This is a genomic window from Algoriphagus litoralis (assembly GCF_003259255.1).
Classification (GTDB): Bacteria; Bacteroidota; Bacteroidia; order Cytophagales; family Cyclobacteriaceae; genus Algoriphagus; species Algoriphagus litoralis.
On record NZ_QGOL01000013.1, the window covers coordinates 16,640 to 38,341 of the forward strand.

A 21,702-nucleotide genomic window follows, 5' to 3' on the forward strand; every position below is an offset into this window, starting at 1 on the left:
TGAATTTTTTAAATAAAAATTTTTTCGGCAATAGTCTCTCCAATGCAATTTTTCTGTTTCTTCAAAAAGAATGGTCTGATTTTCAAAGTTCTTTCTACCCTTGATCTCCAGACCACTTCTTTCAAAGAATTAAATACAGGATCATAACAATTGTAGCATCGTTTTAGATCTTAGATTTATTTTCAGCCAGGAATTTTTTGATGTTTTCCCCGAGTTCATCCAAAGGTTTGTCATCACCATTTTTAGCGAATTCTCGGGTATTAATCGTATAGGCCCAATCCATATTGTCTCCGTTGGATACTGCAAGAGTACTAGAACCCGGTGTGCTGCCTGCCCTTGCAGCGCCATTGGCTCTTCCGCCTGTTCCCCAGACTGCATGGTGTCGGATAGTTTGAACCATGGCATGAGCAGAGGATGCCATCCCGCAACTTCCAGCGGCCACTTCCTTAATCATCCCATCTCCACCGTATACATTGGGGACCAATTTGGAACTGGTCACATGCACCGGACTTAATCCAAGCCCTGTACTCTCAGTGACCACCTCATTGTTGGCTCTGGGTTTCGCTTCAGTTGGCCACACTTTGACTTCGGTGACATTGATTTTGTCCAAAACTTCTTTTTTTAGAAAGCTGAAATAGTCTTTTCCGCTCACCTTTTCGACGATCAGTGAGAGCAGACAATACCCGTAATTACTGTAGTTGTCTTTAGTACCGGGTTTGTCTGCCAGATTTCTCTTTTTGTACATATAGGTTGCCAAATCCAGCTTGGTAATGGCCTTGGTCAGACCCTGTGCTACCGCGACATCTCTCATTTTGTAGGTCGGATCAAAGGTGTCTGCATCGAATCCTCCCAGGTTTTTTAGGAGATGGTCGACAGTGATATCATCACTTCTACTGTCTTTCGGATTGGTGAAGCCAAGGATACCATACGCACTGTCGCTGAGGTTCAGTACTTTTGGAGTCTTTTCCAGCAAAGCATCAATAGCAGCATGAACAAAGAGCTTGGAACAGCTAGCAAGCAAAAACCGGTCGGAATTTGCTGCTGTTTTGTACACTGTTTCTGCCCAAGTAAACGCTTTATTGTACTTGATGACTCCTGCTTTTCCCAGACAAAACTGCGCATAACGGATTCCATGCTTTTGCATGAAGGCTTTGAAAATGGTATCCAACCCCTTGGTTGCCAAAATTCCAGTGCCGTTTGTTCGCCAAGTTCGAGGATAGGGAATATGCGAGCTTCCGAAAATCACGGAAAATTTTGCGCTATTCCCTATACCACCTGCATCCACATAATATGGAATGAGTCCGGCTTTGGTCTGGGAGTCAAATGCTTTCTGGTAAGAAGAAGGGCCAATATTATGATGTGCCACAAATTTTCCTCGAATACGGTCTGTAAACATGGAGCAATAGTGATTGTCCTCAAATACTGACACCATGTCTGGAGAGAATCCTGGTATCTGGATGCAAGCATCGAATTGCTTTTGATATTCCGAGGCGTTCTGTTCAGAATAGACGAGCCATTTTACGTTTTTCGGGTTGCTCACCCAGACTCCGGCATACCGTCGGTCAGCAGAAGATCCATAAGCAGCAAAAGTGTGAAGAATCAAGTTGTCCTCTTTGGCATTCTTGTTTTCTTGGTCAAATTGGGCCTTGTTCAGTCCATGTTTTGCGATCATGGCTGCGAATTTTACTTTTTCAAAAACTGTGGCAAAAACAGCATTGCTTCCTGAGCCTGTAACTGAAATCAATCGAGGTACATAACCCTTGGGAACCCAAGTATTGAAAAAGTTCTGATACCCTTGGGGGTTGATACCATGGGCCGCGACAAATGCCGGTCCCGCTTCTTTAGTCCAAACCGCCGCATATCTTGGGCTGGAAGATGAACCATATACACTGAGGGAAATCATTCGAAATCCCTTTGCAACAAACTCGTTGAAATTGGTTTGATGCTTGGCGCCAGTGACACCATGATAGGCAACAAATGGTACTGACATAATAATGTGTGTTAAGTGAGAAAAAAAAAACTAAAAAAGCCTTTGGCTGCCAGGATCGGCCTGAGTCAAAAACGTTGAAAATTAGATAGTAAAAAATCTGTAAGCAAAAAAATAAAATACTTAAGTTATTATAAATCAATAATTTGAAAAATAAATATTATTAATTCATATTAAATCAATACTACTTAGGTGATGCTTCGATTGCCGAAATTTTTTTGAATCTAGTCATTAGAAAATGATTTGCTTTATCTCACCCTTTTCGTGTCTGATTTTCCAATCCTAGCTCTACCGAACCAAACTAGTGGATCCTGAAATGATTCAGCCAGTGATCTTAGTTTTGCAACGCGCAAATGTATTCAAGTTGAAGAGTCAATTATGATCCATTCTCCAATGTGGGACAATTGCAAATTTCAATACATGGTTTTTCAGAAAAGAGAGGGAAGGCTTAGTGTGGCCTATGTAAAATTTTGCCTAGTTAAAGCTATCTCGGAAAGTGTATTCAAAAAAGAAGCCCAGCACCAGATTCTACTTTTTCTCTTCCTTTGAACCTTAAATAAAAAGCCCTAAGTGAATCCTAGGGCTTTTATTGACAGGTTAGATGCTGGAATTTGATTCTATCCCTTGATTATTCACTGCTTAGGTATTTGTAAACCACCCCAGCTAGTGCCGCACCAACGATTGGAATGAGGATGAAAACCCAAAGTTGAGCCAATGCCCAATCGCCGACAAAAAGTGCCTGACTGATACTTCTCGCAGGATTTACTGAAGTGTTGGTGACAGGGATGCTGATCAGGTGAATCAAAGTAAGTGCCAATCCTATGGCAATCCCTGCAAAGCCCTTGGGAGCCTTTGTATCAGTTGCCCCTAGGATCACCAGCAAAAACATAAATGTCATTATGAGCTCAGTCACAATAGCCGCTGTCAAAGAATATCCTCCGGGTGAATGGTCTCCAAAACCATTTGCTGCAAATCCTCCAATTTCACTTCCGTTTCCGGTGGCAATCACATAGAGGACTCCAGCAGCTGCGATTCCTCCCAAAACCTGAGAAATCACGTAGGGAAGGATGTCTTTGCTGCTGATTCTGCCTCCCATCCAAAGCCCGATCGTCACAGCTGGATTCAAATGTGCTCCCGAAATGTGTCCCAAGGAGTAAGCAATTGTAAGAACAGTAAGCCCAAAGGCAAGTGATACACCTATTAGACCGATTCCAACTTCAGGAAATGCCGCAGCCAACACTGCACTGCCGCAGCCTCCAAGCACCAGCCAGAAGGTCCCGAGAAACTCTGCGAGATTTTTTTTTCATGTATTTGTTGATTTTGGTACGCCTACTCGTGTGGCTTTTCGGCATCCGCCCCGTTTGGGTAGTGGTTTCAGGTCTCCACTTTGTCAGATTTGAGTTCAGGAAAAATAAATACGATCCCTTTTGACTAAAATTGAAAAACAAGTCCTGCTACGTCATTTGCCAATTATGAAATTGTGCTGGGTACTGCAGAGGCTAAGGTTTAACTTTAAGTGGTAAAGGTCTTAATGGGTGCCAATTAGTTGAAACCCTATGCTGTAGTAAAAAATAGTGGCGGCATTTACTTCTTACTAAAATAAAAATTTGAACCATTCGAATTGAAAAAGAACAAAAAATATTTCATCCAAAACTTAGAAAGTCAAGGTGGATAAAATGTGTTTTTTTCTCCTAATGCAAAAGGAAATTTTGCTGGGTACCAGCAGGGGTAGAATCAATTTCGATAAGCGCAATTCATCGAAGTTTCAGATTTAGCTGAATCTCAAAAAAAAGGTCGGCGTCTAGGGAAAGTAAAAGGTTCTAAAGGCGACTTTAATTTTTTCGAATATTCCTACTTCTCCATGGTGTTCCGTATGCCAGCATTTACATCAGTGTGCCACTCTCTGGATCAAAGAAAAATCCAACTTCAGGATTAGGTTTGCGGTAGTGGACAAGGCTTGCCCGGTGCTGAGATCCTCGTTTAAAAACATGGATAGGAATTAGGAATACTTCCTCAGGTGCTTGGGGTGTGCCACCCAAACCCAGCACGATAAAAGTTGGCTTGCCTGTTTCTTTGGAAAATTCCTGATATCGTTCCAGCTGTTTGTCCTCGGCAAACCTAATGTAATCTCCTTCCTGTTTTGCCCTCCATTTGCATTCTACCGCAATCGGAAACCTTCCTTCGACTGTGTTAGCTGTCACTTGGATATCAGGATCAAGGTGGGTACTCGTATATCGCCCCGCTAAAAATTTGTCTCCCGCCCAATGATCAAGCCGGAAATACCTTGGGTTGAGCAACTGGAATACATATCTCTCAAAAGCTAACCCAGGATTGAGGTCAGGATCGAAACTAAAGGATTCTTCACCTTCCAGACCAAATAAATCCTCTCGGAGCTGTTGAATCAATTCATCGGGATCTTTCCCGACCATCCTGGCCTTCTCTCGTAGCATCAATTCTTCACCTTTGCTCAATTTCCCATCTTCCAGCGCAAGGGTAATCGCCTCTTCCAAAATTATACTTGGCTCCTCTGTGTTTTCAATCAATTCGTCCTGCTCCGAAGTGAATTTGGACTCTTTGGGATTAAGAATCGTATCATCCATTTTGTAAGTTGATTCTTTGGAGGATTTTCTGATAAGGATCACAACAGCACAAAACCCAAGGATTAAGGAAACAGCAAGAAGATAAAAGTAACTAGAAGGCATACTCTTTAGGGTTGAAAAACAAGACTCATCGGGATATATTTCGAAATGTAGCCTAAGGATTATATGTTAATTCCTGACAAATTAGGTCTTGAATAATAACCCCACAATACCCAGTACTGGGTATTTTTTATATTAATTGATTTATTTATATAAAAAGTATAATTATTTGTACAGCAAATTTGCTTTTTATACTTATTAGCTAAATTCTTAAGAATAAAAATCCCTAAAAAAATCAAATCTTTTGAAAATAATTTCAATCCCGAATTTTTCACTCTGAGAAGGAAATGTGGGATTCGTCTCGGTTCAATGGATGGATTGTTAGCGATTTCTATAGCAGGCTATCGATTACTTCAGGAAAATATCGATGCTCCAACTCATGAACTTTTGCGGCTATAGTCTCTGGAGTATCCTCAGGCACAAGGGGTGTAGCTGCCTGAAAAACAATTTTCCCTTCATCATAGTGCTCGTTCACCAAATGGATGGTGATCCCGGTTTGAGTTTCCCCCGCAGCTTTGACGGCCTCATGTACATGATGTCCATACATGCCTTTCCCCCCGTAGCTTGGCAATAATGCTGGGTGGATATTCACCATTCGCTCGGGAAATGCCCGGATCAGTTCTGCCGGGATTTTTAACAAAAAGCCGGCTAAAATCACCCAATCAATCTTTTCAGTCAACAGTTTTTCAAGGAGGATTCCACTGTCGAGCTCTTTTTTTGAAAAAGTAAGCGAAGGGACTCCGAATTTTTTAGCACGTTCCAATACAAAAGCATCGGACTTATTCGATGCGATCAAGGCAATTTTTGCTTTGGTGGAATTTTTAAAGAATTCCATGATTTTTTCGGCATTGGAGCCGCTGCCTGATGCAAGGATGGCGATTCGGGTCATTCGGATACAATATTTTAGTGGCAAAGGTGACCTTCGGTTGAGGTTTCGGAATTGCCACTGCAAGGTAGGAAAGGAGAACTCTTGTTTCAAAACTTCCGGGATCATTCAAAAGAAATCCCAAAGATTTCAAGGATTAGTTCAGGTGAAATGTCCCTGCTGCAATCCAGGATATCTTTGGGAAAAAGAAGCCGGGTAAAAGTCAATTTTTAGGCTGGAGTCTGCCCAGCAGTGGTTTCAATTATTTATTCCTCTCCTGGCTTCAGATCGTAATTGACCATCCAGCCAATGCCAAATTGGTCCTCGAAGCTCCCGAAATAGGCTCCCCAAAATGTTTTTTGGTAATCCATTTCGACTTTTCCTCCTACAGAAAGTGCACTGAAAATCCGCGCGCCCTCTTCTTGAGAGTCAGCATTGAGTGATACGTAGTTGTGATTGCCTTTGATCCACACATGGCCCATACTTGGACTGGTATCACTTGCCATGATTTTCAGCGAGTCTGTGATAGCAAGGCTGATGTGCATCACCCTGTTTTTTTCATCTTCTGGCAGGTCCATACCCGGAGCTTCGCCAAAGTAGCTGATTCCACCTTCGAATTCTCCTCCGAGGATGGACTTGTAAAAGGTCATGGCTTCCTCTGCCTTGCCGTCAAAGTTGAGATAGGGATAAATATTCATAGTGCTTGGGGGTTGAGTTTGAACCCAATTTAGGAATTCGCAGGAATCTTTGGAATGAAAAAATTGTCCACTTTGAAACTATATATCCCTAGAAATACCCCAAAGGCAGAGCTTAAAAAGGCGAGGGTGAGATTCTCAAAGGAAATTGGAATAGATACCATTTGAAGAGCCCAGGCTGCGATCCAAGTGAGATGACCTTGCCATGTTTTTTCGCTACGGAATTTAATCTGTTTTGCATGCTTTCCTTCCTCGATGAGTGGTCTGAGAAAATCTCTGTACTGATAAAGGATAAATAAATCCATCAGAAATAATACGCCGAGAACATAAGGTGTTCCGGCCCATTTTTGAGAAATCGTCACCATCAGAATAGTCAAAATCATGGGAATCATCATAATTCCTCCGATGAGCTTGTATCGAGTAGTGAGCAGCATAAATCCAATAGTGATCTGGCAAACACCAATGAATTCTGCAAAAAGCCCCAAGTCAAATTCCTGTAATTGCTCGACCAGTTTGGGAGGACCAATCCAGCCAATGAACTGATGTCCTGCAAATAGTTTCACCATTCCTGCTGACCAAAAGGTGAAGCCCAAAAAGCAGGAAATCAAGAGCGGGAATACTTTTTTCATATTGGAGGATATAGGGAGGATGCCTACCGGGTCAAAAAGTTACACAGATTCTTTTTTTTTGGAATAAAGTAACCTACGCCAGCATCAAAGATTTCCCTCTTTCTTTTTATTTTGGCAGGAAATCAACCTTTTTGATCAAATTATGTCAGCAAGTGAATTGGGAGTGGGAAGTCGGATTGGGCATCCCAAGTTTGGAACAGGAGTCATTGTATCTGTCGATGAGACGTATTATAAAATCTATTTTTCGACGCTGGAGGAAGTCAAAACCTTGGCCAGGGATTATGAAGGATTCACAGTAGTAGAAGCCAAAGTTCCCGACTTTCCGATGCTCACCATGAAAGATGTGGAGCGGGCGATTCGTGAAGCGCTCATAGCCACTGCAGAGCGAGCTCCATTGGTGCCTTTGGGAGGAAAGTGGATGGGGGGAACCTTGGTGATCGAGCCTTCAGACCGTAACCTACAATCCAAAGAAATCCCGCTGGAGACATTCTTTCATAAGATTGTCATGGTTCGGGAAAAGCTCCGGGTACTTGAGCAAAATATCAACAATCATCCAAAGCTGGATGACGAAGACCGTGTCAATCTCCAACAATACATCACCCGATGCTATGGATCATTGACTACCTTCAATGTGCTTTTTGCCTACAAAGAAGATCAGTTTAAAGGAAGCGGGAAAGAGTAAGGATTCTTAAGAAGTGAAGGTGGGAGAGCGGAACCAGAAAATGATAATCAATACGATCTCATCTTGAATTTCTTCTTGAGTTCACCTACAGAATGCTTGAAACTGGAGTCAGTCTCGATCATGTCATTCACTGTCTGGACGGCATGGATGACTGTACTGTGATCTCGGCCTCCAAAGTGATATCCGATCGATTTGAGCGAATGATTGGTGAATTCTTTTGAAAAATACATCGCCACCTGTCTGGCGATTACGATTTCTTTTTTGCGAGTCTTAGCCTTCAGGTCCTCCAGTTGGATGCCAAAATACTCCGAAACAGCCTTTTGGATAAAATCTATCCCGACCTCGGTTTCAATGTCTTTGATGAAGTTCTTGATGACGGTCTTGGCAAGTTCCAGACTGATTTCTACCCGATTTAGGGAGGCATGCGCGATAAGCGAGATCAAAATTCCCTCTAATTCTCGGACATTGGTATCCACTGAATAGGCCAAATACTCGACCACATCATCGGGAATCAAAATGCCCTCCGACTGCATTTTGCGACGGATGATAGCTACCCGGGTTTCAAAATCCGGCATTTGCAGATCCGCAGTCAGCCCCCACTTAAATCGGGAAAGTAGACGCTCTTCCAGACCTTTCAGATCCCTAGGAGGACAATCCGAAGTCATGATAATCTGCTTTTTGTTTTGATGGAGGTGGTTGAAAATGTGGAAAAACATCTCCTGAGTTCGGTCTTTTCCAGCCAAAAACTGAATGTCGTCAATAATCAGGACATCCACCTGCATGTAGAAATTGGTGAAACTTTTCACATTGCCATCTTTGATGGAATCCATGAATTGGTTCACAAATTTTTCCGAAGAAACGTAAAGTACAAATTTGTCTTCCGGGCCGTTTTTGATTTCGTTCCCGATGGCTTGCACCAGGTGAGTTTTGCCCAGCCCCACGCCACCATACACCATGAGCGGATTGAATGAGGTAATTCCCGGCTTGGTTGCAACGGCAAATCCCGCAGAGCGTGCTAGCCTATTGCAATCCCCTTCGATGTAGGTATTGAAAGAGTAATTTGGATTCAGATTACTTTGAGTCAGCATATCCGCATTCAGGGACTGCATCTCAAATGGAGTCTTGACCTCAGCCTGAATAGCCGGCTTTTTGGCGGCAGCATTTCCCTGTGGAAATGAAACCACATAGGGTTGATTGTTGGAGTTGCCCTTGTCTACTACTACCGCATATTCCAAACGTCCATTTTGGCCCAGTGTATTTTTAATGGCAAGCTTTAAAACCTGCACGTAGTTGTCTTCCAACCATTCATAGAAAAATTGGCTTGGCACTTGAATCGTCAAGCTTGAACCTTCGAGTTTGATTGGATTAATGGGTTTAAACCAAGTTGAAAAGCTCTGCTCGTTTACGTGTTCTTCTATGACACGCAAACACTCATTCCATACGGCGCTAGCTTCCAAACTCATTTAGAAAAGACTTAGATTGTAATCTGGGATACCTCGACGGTTGCAAGGGGGTCAAATTTGTGGAAAATTAACTTAAATAAAAAATCAAATTGGACTTGAAAAAGTCAATAATTGGATAATTTTCTGTCGCTACCAAATAATCTATGGCGAATTTATTTCTTATTGTTGATTGAGGTGATCTCATATAGTTAGACGAAATTATCTCCTTGAATTTGGTGCAGGGGCAGTTTTTTTTAGTTAAGGACTGAGGCTTAAGGTCTTACTCTTTTTCAATTCTGCACTTCGAATGATTAGTTGATTTCACTGGCAATTAGACAGGCATTCCTTATTTTTGACTTGATCCGAAACGGATAAAAAAACCCAATTATGACTCAATTGCTTTTTTCAGATTTTGCACCAGCCAATAAAGAGTCCTGGATCAGTCAGGCAATCAAAGATCTCAAAGGAAAGGATTTTGATAGTAGCCTGAAATCCTCGCTTTGGGATGAAATTGAAATTGCCCCATTTTACACACAGGAGGATGCTCTTGTGGGTAAAGAAATTCCTGCAAACAGCTTTGAAAATTCCCCGGAGATTGGAGGCTTTCCATCTAGAAATTGGGTGAATTACTTCAAGGTTTCCGCTCAAAAATCCAATAAGCAAGTACTGAATGCTCTGGAGAATGGAGCAAATGGTCTGATCCTTTGTCTTCAGGGTCAAGAGGATTTGAAACAATTATTACAGGAGGTAAGACCGGAATACATCTCCATTTTGATCAAGCCTCAAGGGGATCCCACTGCAGCTATGGATACCTTTCTTACTTGGGTAAGAGCTATAGGTGTGGATGAAAGTAGGCTGAATGGCGGACTTCTTTGGTCTCCGATGGATATGCTTTTTGAGGAGGGGAAAAGTCTGGTGGAAGCGACCCAGAAGTTGAATTCGATCTTGGACCTTTGTCCCAAGTCCTCCAATTTCTATGGATTTCATTTTAATTTCACCAGATACGCGGAGGCAGGAGCTTCTGGTCTTGATGAATTGATCTTAGGTTTTGGAGAAATGATCGATTTGTTGGACCAATCAGGGATTGATCCAAACCGACTTTTTGGGAAAGGTGCTTTTTTTACAGCTGTGGGGGATTTGCATTTTCCTGAAATTGCCAAACTCAAGGCGCTCCGCCTTTTCGCCACCACTCTGGCATTGCAGTATGATATTGAGCTGAAGCCTCAGGATATTTCCATTTTTGCAAAAACTTCAGCTTGGAGCAAATCGACTATAGATGCCAATACGAACCTTATCAGACAAACCTATGAAGCGATGGCGGCAGTATTGGGAGGAGCAAATGCACTTTGGGTAGCGCCGCTTCAGGATGAAAAGGCTAGCGAATTGGAATTAAGGATTGCCAGAAATGTTTCTTCAATTTTAGTTCACGAATCGTATCTGGACAAGGTCGCAGATCCCGCTGCAGGATCGTATTATTTGGATTTTCTGATCGATCAACTTCGTGAAAAGACCAAAGCCGGACTTCAAAAACTCGAGGAGAAAGGTGGCTGGTATCAGAACTTTGAACTTGGTCATATCCATCAGCAAATCCGTGAAAGTCGCGAAAAACAACAAAACCAGGTTCTTTTGGGAGAAATTGCTAAGATCGGCGTGAATAAATATCCAGCTTCCAATTCTTTGAAAAATGATCTCGATTTCCTTCCAGTGGAAGAAAAGTCAAAGCAATTAAATCCAAGTCGGTCTTCGTTTTTGGTGGAACTTAAAAATCAAACTGAGGCATGAGACCAAATTTCAACAAGTGGAAAACCAGTCCCAACCTTCAAGACAACTTAACCAAGCCACAAATCTGGGAATCTCCTGAGCAAATTCCTGTACCGGATCGATTTGATCCAGCCGAAATAAAGAAGCTTCCTCATTTGGGTTTTGCAGCAGGAATTCCACCCTTTTTAAGAGGACCCTATAGCACGATGTACGTGCAACGACCTTGGACGATTCGACAATATGCTGGGTTTTCCACGGCAGAAGAGTCCAATGCTTTTTATCGGAAAAACTTAGCTGGAGGCCAGAAAGGACTTTCTGTAGCTTTTGACCTGGCCACACACCGGGGTTATGATTCAGATCACCCAAGAGTTCAGGGGGATGTGGGCAAAGCAGGTGTTGCGATCGACACGGTAGAGGACATGAAGATCCTTTTTGACCAGATTCCACTGGATCAAATGTCAGTTTCCATGACCATGAACGGGGCTGTGATCCCGATTTTAGCCTTTTTTATTGTGGCAGCAGAGGAGCAGGGGGTGAGACCTGAGCAGCTTTCCGGTACGATCCAAAACGATATTTTGAAAGAATTCATGGTGCGTAACACCTATATCTATCCTCCTCAGCCCAGCATGAAGCTGATTGCGGATATTTTTGAATTCACCTCGCAAAAGATGCCAAAATTCAACTCGATTTCTATTTCGGGTTACCATATGCAGGAGGCCGGAGCGACTGCGGATTTGGAGTTGGCTTATACACTTGCAGACGGATTGGAATATCTCAAAACAGGAATTAAAGCTGGGCTGGATATCGATGACTTTGCACCTAGGCTTTCCTTTTTCTGGGCCGTTGGGATGAATTACTTCATGGAAATCGCCAAAATGAGAGCTGGTCGGCTACTCTGGGCAAAGATCGTCAAGCAGTTTCACCCGAAAGATCCGAAATCTCTCGCATTGCGGACCCACTGCCAAACGTCCGGATGGTCGCTTACAGAGCAGGATCCGTTCAACAATGTGACCCGTACGGCCATCGAAGCTTTGGCGGCAGCCATGGGACACACCCAGTCACTCCACACCAATTCTCTGGATGAGGCGATTGCCTTGCCGACGGATTTTTCAGCTAGGATCGCCCGCAATACTCAACTGGTATTGCAGGAAGAAACGGGGATCACGCAGGTAGTAGATCCTTGGGGTGGTTCGTATTATGTAGAGTATTTGACTGATCAGCTGGCGCAAAGAGCTTGGGCTTTGATCGAAGAAGTAGAAGAACTTGGTGGTATGGCGAAAGCGATCGAAACAGGACTCCCAAAACTGCGAATCGAAGAAGCTGCAGCAAAAAAGCAAGCTAGAATCGATAGCGGAAGGGATATTATCGTCGGGGTGAATCGCTATCAGGTAGATGAAAAAAGTGAGATTGAAGTTCGTGACGTGGACAATCAGGCGGTCCGTGATTCACAGATTACCAGATTGCAGCAGGTGAAATCTAATCGGAATCAGGAAGAAGTGGCCAAAACGTTGGTTGCAATCACGGAGGCCGCAAAGTCCGGAGAAGGCAATTTGCTGGCGCTAGCAGTGGAAGCAGCGCGAAAAAGGGCTACTTTAGGAGAAATCTCCGACGCGATGGAAAAGGTCTTTGGGCGGCATAAAGCCCAAACTCAGGCCATATCAGGAGTATATGCCTCAGAAGTGAAAAATCAAGAGTCATTCAAAAAAGCGCAGGAATTATCAGACCGCTTTGCGGAGGTTGAAGGACGTCGTCCCCGTATTTTGGTAGCCAAAATGGGGCAGGATGGACACGATCGCGGAGCCAAAGTCATTGCCACCGGATTTGCAGATTTGGGATTCGATGTGGATATCGGTCCACTATTCCAGACCCCGCAGGAAGTGGCAGAGCAGGCGGTAGAAAATGACGTCCATATTGTCGGCGCTTCTTCGCTCGCAGCAGGGCATAAGACGTTGATACCTCAGTTGATTGCCGCATTGAGACAACTAGGGCGTCCAGATATCATGGTTGTGGCCGGTGGAGTGATTCCGCAGCAGGATTATGATTTTCTGTTTGATGCAGGCGTTTCGGCAGTTTTTGGACCGGGAACGGTCCTTTCTGAAGCTGCGATAAATATTTTGGAAAAGTTAATGGAGGAATAAGCTGTTGCTTTACCGGATTTCTTCGACAGTTTGGTGAAAGTGGACAAGAAGCTTTTCCACTGAATCCACAGCAGAATTGTAGTCAAAATGGCTTGGCTTGAGGTTGCGAATTTCAGGTTCCTTTTGAAGACTTAGATATTTGAGGCCGTTTATTTTCAATTCGGCTACGGTTCTATCTACTTGTTCCATCACGGTTTTTTCCAAAAAGTAAATTCTTGAACCATAATTAGGCGCGACGTGATAGTGTCCGTCCTTTTCTCCAAAGCAATCAAATTTTAAAATTTCCTTGTTGTATGCTTTCAAAATAACAGCTGGTCCTTTGCCGATAGCTAATATTTTCCAATAGACTAAGAAGGATAAATTGTCGCAGATGACAATTTCTTTCAAATCCATTCGCTTCACTGGATGGGAAACTGGATTAGGTAGGAGCTTAAGTTTTCTTAAAACTCTTTTTATTAGAGACATTATTGATTTTTGTCTAACCAATGAAACATGTCGATAATTTAACTTAATAAAGGCAGGGGTTGAAGTTTCTTTTCAGATTTCTCTATTTTCGACTAAATTATTTTGGAATGCGGAGGGTAATTATTTCAGCTTTTTTCTTGATTCAGCTTATTGGAATTATTTATTCTCGTTTTATGGAGGAGCGGTATTTTTGCTGGGCGCCATTTGACCAAATTTCACTTTATGAAATTAAGTCAACTGTAAATGGAGTTGTTTTTTCTCCAGAAGAAATCAAAAGTCGCTATAATTTGCAGGGAAATGGTAGGGAAAATCGATCTATTCATCATGTATTTAGCATTATCAAGCAGTATGAAGAGAGCTATGGAAAAGAAGATAAAGTAGTTGTAAAGGTTATTTATAGTACAAACGGAAAAGCCAAAGAGGAATGGAATTTCAGTACCGAGTAAACTTCTCTTCGGCTATTCAACAAGATTCGGCTTTACCATTATTGTTCGTTGCAAGAATGATGGTGATTTTTCTTTTGTGGATTCGGGGCATGGATAATATTTTGCCTCCTTTTTTACCATTTTTAGAATCCTTGAATCTCCTAAGAGGTCAAGGTTGGCTTTTTTTTCTACTGGATTGGCTTTATTGGATATCGCTGTTGATGGTTTTTGTGGGTTTCCGATACTATTTTTTTTCACTAGTTTTGGCTGCTTTGGTTTTTTTTTCGATCATTTCTTCCAAGCCACAGTTCTCCAATAGCTTTTTGTATTCAGGATGTATTTTGTTCTTAGTCGGTATGCACAGACCGGGAATGGATTGGATTTTCCGGATACAGATAGCTTTACTTTACCTAGGCGCTGGATTTAATAAGCTTTTTGATCCTGATTGGATTTCTGGACAATATTTCGACTTTTTCTTTTCGGAGCCCTATCGGAATTCACTTTATCTAACCTTATCATCTTTGATTCCTGAAAGGGGATTAGTACTTTTTTTTAGTTATTCCTCAATTGTTGCTGAACTGGGATTAGGTGCTTGGGCCTTGCTAAAAAAACGAAGGATTCTTTTAGTACTACTTATTAATTTCTTTCATATCAGTATGCTGTTTTTGACCTTGGGTGAGCTTTCTTATATTTTTTATTTTCTAATGGCCGTGAGTAGTTACTTGCTTTTGCCATGGGAAGAAATGAAAGGAATGGTTATACCATACAGCCAGGAGTCGCAATATTTTAGTTTTGTTAAATTCTGGGATTTTGATCGATTTTTTAACTGGAAAGTATTTGATAGGCAGATTTTTGTTTTTGATAACAAGAAAAATAGCCTTTCTTTACAATTAATATCAATCTTGTTTAGTAAATACCTCTACGGATTTTTAATACTAATTCTTGTTTTTATTTGTCGCTACAAACACAACCTACTAGCCTTATTTTAAAATGATAGAAAGTGCGAACCAGTTAATTTCCCGTCAAATCGCTGGAGGCGATATTGAGGGAGTTGTATTGAAGAAATTGAAAGAAAATGTGGATGTCCGTGGGTCATTTACGGAGGTTTATAACCATCGTTGGGATATAGATCTTGATGCGGTACAATGGAGTTTTGTCAAGTCAGAGGCCAATGTTTTCCGAGGATTGCATTTCCATAAAAGACACGACGAATATTTTTGTATTGTCAGTGGTCACAGTCAATTAGGTCTGAAGGATATGCGACCTAGTTCTCCGACTTATCTAAATTGGCAACTGTTTGACCTTCATGGTGATGATTTGGCAGCCTTGATTTTTCCTAGAGGATTGCTCCACGGTTGGTATTTTTTCACCAAGTCAGTCCATTTGCAGTCTGTATCTGAATCTTATGTAGATTATGGAAAAGATGATAATTGGGGTGTCTATTGGAATGATCCGGATCTGGGATTCCCATGGTCATTTTCAGATCCGATTATTTCTACCCGAGCTGGTGATTTCCCTGATTTGCCGTCATTCATCGAGGCGATAGGAGATTTTTAAGCCTTGAAAAAGCTATTTTCAATGCGTTTTTAGGAGTTCGACCCTTAATTAGCATAGTGTGATTCCGGTTTAAGAAGTTAAACCCTGACATCATTTCATGGAGGGCATTGTCTTTTTTCAATTGAAAAAGTGCTTTGTCTTCCATTATATTTATCCACTTATCGAGAAGCTCTTTTCGCTCAGCAGAGGAAAGACCTGGATGATCACCCCGCTTAAACCAAAGCACCGTAGGTTCCAAACCACAGTACGCTTTGCATTCCGGGAAAGTTAAAAATTGCTCCCACATGTATCGATCCGTATATCGGTCTTTGGGTGTGGTTCGCCATCCATATGGTAATTTTCGATAGATTTCCAGCGTATGTCCTTCACAGGAAAACAGCCAAGATGGCGCATCCCAAGCATCGAGATTTTTTCGCCCAAAAATCATGTAATCATCCTTCACGTCATAGTTCAGCGTAGATGCAAAATCATAGGTCTGGAGGTAAAGTTCCAGTGTCTCCAAGTGATGAGGCAACCAATAATCGCGGTCTGTGATGTAGGCCACATACTTGCCTTTGGCTTGCTGAAGGACTTGATGCCGGTTTTCTTCCCCTCTCCTCGGATGCTTTGGGAAATCAAAAAACTGTATTCGTGAATCCTTTGATTGAAGATCTTGAATCACACTTCGGGTAAAATCATTGACTCCATCTCCGACAATTAGGATTTCAAAATCCTGAATGGACTGCTTCAGAACGCTCCCAATGGAATAGGGAAGAAGTAAGCCTCGATCGATTGAGGTTGGAAGAAGGATGGTGAATTTCGGTGAGCTCATGGCTGTGCGGCTAGTTTTTTCAATTGATCGATGATCTCTATGACTCGTACTCCTTCCTCAAGCCTTGTTTTTGGTTCCGGACCGCCACGCAGGAATTCATGGAAAATCTCTAATTCTCTGCGCAGAGGAGGTACAGGCTCGAATTTCCGAAGTTCAAGTTTCATTTCATCCGGTTTGCTGCGGTCATCTCCATGATAGATTTCGATGTAGTCCACGACTTCATTTTTGAGTACAGCTACACCTTTGGTAAAATGAAGCCTGACTTCGCGGCGTTTGTCACCATACCGATTAGATACTTCAAGAACGCAGGTTGGATTTTTTCCCAGAAAAGCAGTCATTCCTCGCTGAATTCCATCATATTCTTCCACTACTGCTGCTTTTGGTTCGGGAAAATAGCCCAATACACTATAGGCAATTGTAATGTCGTGAGGAATTAGCGTCCAAACCGAATCCACATCGGATCGAGGACTCGTCCAATTGCAGCGATTTGATTTATAGAAGACCAATTCACCCAATTCGCTACTTTTTGCTATCTCTGAAAGCATCTGAATTCCTGCATGATAGCGCCAGTTGTGCATGACAAATGTCGGAGCGGTCTGAAGTGCCGCGAGCTGTCTTGCTTCTTCGTAGTCGCAAGTCAAAGGCTTCTCAACAAAAATTGGTTTTTGGGTTTTGAAGAGAGACTTTAATACTTCAAAGTGTGTGATAGCAGGTGTAGAAATGACCCATCCCTCGGGTTCATTTTGAAAGGGGATTTCATGAAAAACTTCTAAAGCTCCCATTTCTTTGGCTTTTTGAAGTTTTGCTAAGTCTGGATCTATTGCCCAAACCTCTGCTCCGATATTAATCAAATCCCGAAGGATTTTTTGGCCCCAAATGCCACAGCCTACAAGTCCAATGGTGGTTTTTATCATCGAATTCGATTAAAAGTGTACTGTTACGAATAAAAAAAAAACGATTGGGAATATGCCCGATTGTATGATATTTCTTTTCAGATCTCCATTTCCAAAAGTGCATAACTCATGCTTTTTCCATGGGAATCCAAGGCTAGTGATGTAGTCACTCCTGTTCCCAACGCCTCAAAGCAGGTAAATTGCATCGCCTTCAATTCAGGCAATACATAACGAATCACCTCACCCTTGACTTGGTCTTTCAGGTGATTTTTGACCTTTTCAGCAGTGACGGCACTGACCAGAAGGTCAAAATCTTTCTCCTCAAACGGGATCAAAGAAAGTATTAGGATGTTGCCTTTGTCACCTGCCCGGCTGTGAGCGATAGTTGCGAGTTTTCGTCTCATGATTCAAGAAGTTGAAAGCTTGGATTAATCAAAGCTCTGTCCATTAAGATAGAAATGACCCCAATTACTTCTTTGACGAGTTTTCTCGCTCCTCCACCACCTGCTGGGCCATTGGTATAAAGTGCTTCTACTTCTTCACCGACTAGTTGAGCGAGTGCCTTGTCTGGAGTTTTTCCAGTGACCCGAAGCCGGATTTCATAAGGGGATGATCCCAAAGAAAGAGTTTCACCATGTAAAGAACTCAAGCCGATATAGTCGATTCGGAATTCATTGAACCGATTTCCAATTCGTTTTTCGATGATTTCGCCTGCTAGTTTTGCCCGATCGAGTGCATTACCTCCAGCATAAGAAATCTCTCCTTCTCCAATCCAACCTGCCTCATAGCCCACACTTACTTTAAGTGAATCGGGCCGGGAATTGCCTGTGCCGCCAGAGACTTCAATCTGATTTTGGCCCTGTTGGCTTAGCTTCACCGAGGTGAAATCCGCAATCACATCCGGTGTATAGTAAGTTCCCGGTTCGATCACCTCGTAAAGGAGTTGTTCCTTTGCGGTTTGTACTGTTATGGCACCACCGGTTTCTTCTACTTTTGAAATTAGTCCTGTTCCATCTCGGTAAACGTCCACATACGGATGTCCCAAACGATCCAAATCAGGTATTGGCTTGTTCACTGGATCTGCAAAATAGCCTCCGGTGATTTGTCCTGCACACTCCATCAGATGCCCGATGACTGTACCTTTTCCCATCAAATCAAAATCATGGATATCCCAATTAAATTCATGGATCATGGGGGCCAAAAAAAGTGAGGGATCCGCCACTCTTCCGGTCAGAATGATCTGAGCATCTGTGGCTAGAGCTGGCAGCAAAGCATCTACTCCCATATAGGCATTGGCAGAGACAAGTTTTCCATAGCTCCGGAGTGGCTTATGGCCTTCAAAGGACAGTTCCTCTTCGGTAATTTTGTCAAAAACATCATCTCCTAAAACGACGGCTACTTTCACTTTCAGTCCCAGTCTTTTTGCGATTTCCAGGATTTTTTTTCCTCCGGCCAACGGATTTGCAGCACCCATATTGGTGATCAGTCGAGTCTGATTTTTCAGTAAAAGCGGAAGCAGCCCTGATACTCTTCGCTCCAGAAATTCATCGTAACCGGCATTTGGATCTTGAATTTTGCGCTTTTGTGCCAAAGCAATAGTTCGCTCTGCTAGGCATTCCAACACGAGATAGTCCAGATGTCCTTTTTCAGCCAGAATTAATGCTGGTTCCAATCTGTCTCCAGAAAATCCAGCACCACAGCCTATTCTAAGTTTTTCTTTCATGTGTTTATAATTTAATTTTTTTGGCCACATGGAATGCCCCGAATAATCATCCTCCTGTGTGATCCCGTACAAACGGGATCTTGGGCATTTCATCTTTTTTAAACTGAAATGATGCCCATCAAAATTGAAACTGTCAAAATCACCAAAGTCACCAAAAAGGCAAGCGGGATGGTCTTTTTTTGGTGATCTCCCAGGTCTACTCCTGCAAGACCAATCAAAAGGAAAGTCGATCCTGTCAATGGACTCACTGGGAAACCAGTCGTCATCTGTCCCATGATGGCAGCCTGTCCGACCTCTAATGCACTGACTTGAAAATGCTCTGCCGTGGAAGCAAGCAAGGGCAAAATACCAAAATAGAACGAGTCCGGATCAAAGAGCATACTGGCTGGCATGGCGATCAAGCCAGTCAATAGCGGGAGTTGGGTGCCAAGCTGATCAGGTAAATGGCTTTGCACACTTTCCGCCATTGCGTCCATCATTCCGGTGCCTTTGAGTATCCCGGTAAAGCAGCCTGCGGCAAAAAGGATACTTGCCATCAAGATCGCTTCCTTCGCATGTGCATCTATCCGTGTCTTTTGATCCGCCAGAGAAGGATAGTTGATCAATAGTGCGATGGCAAATGCAATCATAAAAATCACAAACGGAGGCGCCCATCCAAGAATAAGAACAGTCACAGCAGCGATGATCAGGAATATGTTGACCCAAAACAGCTTTGGTCTGTGCAGTTCATTGACCGAATTGTTCTCTTGAAAATCAGGTGATGGCTGGATTTCTCCAATTCGGCTTTTCTCACTTTTCCCCAGGAAATATGCAATCACCATGACTGTAAGCAAACCAAAAAGGAATGGGATTAAAATTGGGTTGAAGAGTTCCGTGACCGATACATTTAATGCTGTGGCGGCACGGATAGTTGGCCCTCCCCAAGGCAGAATATTCATCGTGCCTGCCGCCAATGCTACGATACAGGCGAGAGTAATCCGCTTCATGCCCATTTGGTCATAGATCGGAACCAACGCAGGAATCACCACCAGAAAAGTCACGGCACCCGAACCGTCAAGATGAACAAGCATGCTCAGGATAGCTGTTGCCAGTGCGATTTTTATCGGATCGTTTCCGGCAATATTCAGAAGTTTGCCAATGATTGGTTGAAATGTCCCAGCATCGAGCAGAATCCCGAAAAATAGGATAGCGAAAACGAACATTACCCCAGTAGGAGCAATGGACTGAATCCCGTCTGCGATCATTCCGGGTAGCCCAGCGAGTTGTCCGGCCACAATGCCAGTTAAAACGGGAACCAGAATGAGGGCGATGACTGGAGAGGTTCTTTTTGTAATTACCAAAAATAAAAGCAATAGAATGGTCAAAAGACCCAATAGCGCCAGCATCACTTAGTTGGTTAAGCTTTCCATAAATTTCATTTGCTCCCAATAAGGCATCGCTCTGGTTTTGACTTCTGCGCCAAGCTCTATGACTAAGGGATTTGAAGGGTCAAAAACAGGCCATTCTGGTAGTCCTTCACCATTAGGATTTCCTGTTTTCACAAAATTGACCCAATAGTCTGACATGATTTTTTCCAAGTCAAAATCGACCTGCTCAAAGGGTCTATTCCAGTTTTTCAGCGTGTGAAATGAATAGCTGAACTCAGACGAGTGAAATGCTCCATAATTGGGTTCTCCGGGAGGGACTCGTGTGAAATAATAGAGATAGGCGTCTTTTTGACCCTTTTCGGTCTGCATTCTCGCCCATGTGTAGTTTTGGAATCCAAATCCCAAAACCCCAATCGTGTTTAAGGTCTCCTGCAGTTCGGCATCATTCCCTGCCGGGAAGAGTTGCAAATATTCCCCGGCGCGTCCTCCATACTGTTTTTTGGCGTTGGCAATGAATTCGTCTGGTGAAGTGGCTTGATTCCCCGAAACCCGGTCATCTGCATTCCAACCTGTAAGCAGCGGCACGTCTGAGTATTTGTTTTCCTCGAATGCTTGTCTGACCCCCGGGAGAACCTTGCCATCCACCACAGGGCCAAATCTCCCACGGATTTTCAGGAGGCTGTCTGCCGGGATTTTACGAAGGTCAGCCAAAGTTATTTCGAGCGTATCGGTGAGTTCTTTGCCGCGCTCCTCAGCACCTTGAAGGCCTGAGACTAAACCTGTGCCTCGGTTGAACATCCCCCCGCTTTGGGCAATAGCCTTATGAAAAAGTCCTTTTGCCTTTGGAGAGACGACCAGAGCGTTGACGCTAAAGGCTCCAGCAGATTGTCCGGCGATCGTGACGTTATCAGGATCTCCACCAAAAGCGGTGATATTCTTTTTTACCCACTCCAGGGCTGCGATTTGATCCAGTATTCCGTAGTTACCTGAGGTCTGATCGGGACTCTCCGCACTGAGCTCGGGATGGGCTAAAAAACCTAAAATCCCTACTCGGTAATTGAGATTGACGACGACTATTCCTTTTTTTGCCAGCTCTTCTCCGTCATAAAGCGGCACCGTATTGCCCCCTGAGTTGAAGCCTCCTCCATAAATCCAAACCATTACCGGTCGTCTTTCATCAGAGCTTTCCGCAGCAGTCCATATGTTGAGGAAAAGACAATCCTCAGAAATGGGGTCTTTTGGAATCAAAAACTCAGCGGACCAAGCAAAAAACGGAACTGGAGGGTTTTGCATAGGAGCAGCTGGGTTTTCTGTGCATGATTTGATCCCTTCCCAAGGTTGAATGGGCTGAGGGGCTTTCCAGCGAAGGTCGCCTACCGGAGCTGCCGCAAAGGGCACACCTTTGAAAATCTTTACCTGACCACTTGAATCAGTTTTGCCTGAAATCAAGCCCCCTTCCACAGCCACCGAATCAATGGAAATGATGGAGGGAGCTTCTTTTTTTTCGCAGGAAGAGAAAAGTGTTGTTAATGACAGCAGAAAGACGATCAGCTTGGTTTTCAT

At 43.1% G+C, this 21,702-nt stretch carries 20 protein-coding genes and 1 pseudogene; 6 read left to right on the plus strand and 15 right to left on the minus strand.

Features of this window, described 5'->3' with window-relative positions; translation table 11 throughout:
- Nucleotides 1-163: 163 nt before the first annotated feature.
- The 6 genes and pseudogenes from DK188_RS15500 to DK188_RS15525 form a co-directional block, all read right to left on the minus strand.
- Nucleotides 164-1,990: a serine hydrolase gene (locus DK188_RS15500; RefSeq protein ID WP_111671750.1), complete on the minus strand. Its 1,827-nt coding sequence runs from the start codon at nucleotides 1,988-1,990 to the stop codon at nucleotides 164-166.
- A 625-nt stretch (nucleotides 1,991-2,615) separates the two neighbouring features.
- A pseudogene (gene aqpZ, locus DK188_RS15505) lies at nucleotides 2,616-3,278 on the minus strand (aquaporin Z); the annotation flags it as partial.
- Between the two features lie 592 nt (nucleotides 3,279-3,870).
- A complete protein-coding gene (locus DK188_RS15510; protein ID WP_111671752.1) occupies nucleotides 3,871-4,689 on the minus strand; it encodes a hypothetical protein in 819 nt (272 codons plus the stop codon).
- A 328-nt stretch (nucleotides 4,690-5,017) separates the two neighbouring features.
- Nucleotides 5,018-5,575 (minus strand): phosphoribosylglycinamide formyltransferase, encoded by a 558-nt coding sequence (gene purN, locus DK188_RS15515; protein WP_111671915.1) that lies wholly within the window; start codon nucleotides 5,573-5,575, stop codon nucleotides 5,018-5,020.
- A gap of 242 nt (nucleotides 5,576-5,817) precedes the next feature.
- The gene (locus tag DK188_RS15520; protein WP_111671753.1) at nucleotides 5,818-6,249 is read right to left on the minus strand and encodes a VOC family protein; all 432 of its coding nucleotides are present in this window, start codon (nucleotides 6,247-6,249) and stop codon (nucleotides 5,818-5,820) included.
- A gap of 29 nt (nucleotides 6,250-6,278) precedes the next feature.
- Nucleotides 6,279-6,875, minus strand: a complete 597-nt coding sequence (locus DK188_RS15525; RefSeq protein ID WP_111671754.1) for a hypothetical protein — start codon at nucleotides 6,873-6,875, stop codon at nucleotides 6,279-6,281.
- 142 nt (nucleotides 6,876-7,017) lie between these two features.
- Here DK188_RS15525 and DK188_RS15530 point away from each other — a divergent pair, with 142 nt between their 5' ends.
- Nucleotides 7,018-7,557 (plus strand): hypothetical protein, encoded by a 540-nt coding sequence (locus tag DK188_RS15530; RefSeq protein WP_198673029.1) that lies wholly within the window; start codon nucleotides 7,018-7,020, stop codon nucleotides 7,555-7,557.
- Nucleotides 7,558-7,604: 47 nt separating this feature from the next.
- Here the strand turns inward: DK188_RS15530 and dnaA are convergent, their stop codons facing one another.
- Nucleotides 7,605-9,020, minus strand: coding sequence for a chromosomal replication initiator protein DnaA (gene dnaA / locus DK188_RS15535; RefSeq protein WP_111671756.1), 1,416 nt, complete (start codon nucleotides 9,018-9,020; stop codon nucleotides 7,605-7,607).
- Nucleotides 9,021-9,386: 366 nt separating this feature from the next.
- Between dnaA and DK188_RS15540 the strand changes: the two genes are divergently transcribed.
- Both DK188_RS15540 and scpA read left to right on the plus strand, forming a co-directional pair.
- Nucleotides 9,387-10,781: a methylmalonyl-CoA mutase family protein gene (locus tag DK188_RS15540; RefSeq protein WP_111671757.1), complete on the plus strand. Its 1,395-nt coding sequence runs from the start codon at nucleotides 9,387-9,389 to the stop codon at nucleotides 10,779-10,781.
- On the plus strand, nucleotides 10,778-12,898 hold the full coding sequence (scpA, locus tag DK188_RS15545) for a methylmalonyl-CoA mutase (RefSeq protein WP_111671758.1): 2,121 nt from the start codon (nucleotides 10,778-10,780) through the stop codon (nucleotides 12,896-12,898). Before DK188_RS15540 ends, scpA begins: the two co-directional genes overlap by 4 nt.
- A gap of 9 nt (nucleotides 12,899-12,907) precedes the next feature.
- Here the strand turns inward: scpA and DK188_RS15550 are convergent, their stop codons facing one another.
- Complete coding sequence (locus tag DK188_RS15550) at nucleotides 12,908-13,363, minus strand: hypothetical protein (RefSeq protein ID WP_157963252.1); 456 nt, start codon at nucleotides 13,361-13,363, stop codon at nucleotides 12,908-12,910.
- A 107-nt stretch (nucleotides 13,364-13,470) separates the two neighbouring features.
- Here DK188_RS15550 and DK188_RS15555 point away from each other — a divergent pair, with 107 nt between their 5' ends.
- A complete protein-coding gene (locus tag DK188_RS15555) occupies nucleotides 13,471-13,809 on the plus strand; it encodes a hypothetical protein (protein WP_111671760.1) in 339 nt (112 codons plus the stop codon).
- A 12-nt stretch (nucleotides 13,810-13,821) separates the two neighbouring features.
- Here DK188_RS15555 and DK188_RS21505 read toward each other — a convergent pair whose 3' ends face one another.
- On the minus strand, nucleotides 13,822-14,046 hold the full coding sequence (locus DK188_RS21505) for a hypothetical protein (protein WP_157963253.1): 225 nt from the start codon (nucleotides 14,044-14,046) through the stop codon (nucleotides 13,822-13,824).
- A gap of 113 nt (nucleotides 14,047-14,159) precedes the next feature.
- Here DK188_RS21505 and DK188_RS21510 point away from each other — a divergent pair, with 113 nt between their 5' ends.
- Both DK188_RS21510 and DK188_RS15565 read left to right on the plus strand, forming a co-directional pair.
- Complete coding sequence (locus tag DK188_RS21510) at nucleotides 14,160-14,777, plus strand: HTTM domain-containing protein (protein WP_157963254.1); 618 nt, start codon at nucleotides 14,160-14,162, stop codon at nucleotides 14,775-14,777.
- A 1-nt stretch (nucleotide 14,778) separates the two neighbouring features.
- Entirely contained in the window at nucleotides 14,779-15,345 is a 567-nt protein-coding gene (locus tag DK188_RS15565) for a dTDP-4-dehydrorhamnose 3,5-epimerase family protein (protein WP_111671762.1), read from the plus strand.
- Here the strand turns inward: DK188_RS15565 and DK188_RS15570 are convergent.
- The 6 genes from DK188_RS15570 to DK188_RS15595 all read right to left on the minus strand — a co-directional run bounded on the left by DK188_RS15570 (nucleotide 15,320) and on the right by DK188_RS15595 (nucleotide 21,702).
- Nucleotides 15,320-16,156 (minus strand): glycosyltransferase family 2 protein, encoded by an 837-nt coding sequence (locus DK188_RS15570; RefSeq protein ID WP_111671763.1) that lies wholly within the window; start codon nucleotides 16,154-16,156, stop codon nucleotides 15,320-15,322. The genes DK188_RS15565 and DK188_RS15570 overlap by 26 nt on opposite strands.
- Complete coding sequence (locus DK188_RS15575; protein ID WP_111671764.1) at nucleotides 16,153-17,070, minus strand: Gfo/Idh/MocA family protein; 918 nt, start codon at nucleotides 17,068-17,070, stop codon at nucleotides 16,153-16,155. Before DK188_RS15575 ends, DK188_RS15570 begins: the two co-directional genes overlap by 4 nt.
- 77 nt (nucleotides 17,071-17,147) lie before the next feature.
- Nucleotides 17,148-17,453, minus strand: a complete 306-nt coding sequence (locus DK188_RS15580; protein WP_111671765.1) for an AtuA-related protein — start codon at nucleotides 17,451-17,453, stop codon at nucleotides 17,148-17,150.
- A complete protein-coding gene (locus DK188_RS15585) occupies nucleotides 17,450-18,772 on the minus strand; it encodes an acyclic terpene utilization AtuA family protein (RefSeq protein WP_111671916.1) in 1,323 nt (440 codons plus the stop codon). Before DK188_RS15585 ends, DK188_RS15580 begins: the two co-directional genes overlap by 4 nt.
- Nucleotides 18,773-18,870: 98 nt before the next feature.
- The gene (locus DK188_RS15590) at nucleotides 18,871-20,157 is read right to left on the minus strand and encodes a CitMHS family transporter (RefSeq protein WP_111671766.1); all 1,287 of its coding nucleotides are present in this window, start codon (nucleotides 20,155-20,157) and stop codon (nucleotides 18,871-18,873) included.
- A gap of 3 nt (nucleotides 20,158-20,160) precedes the next feature.
- A complete protein-coding gene (locus DK188_RS15595; RefSeq protein ID WP_111671767.1) occupies nucleotides 20,161-21,702 on the minus strand; it encodes a carboxylesterase/lipase family protein in 1,542 nt (513 codons plus the stop codon).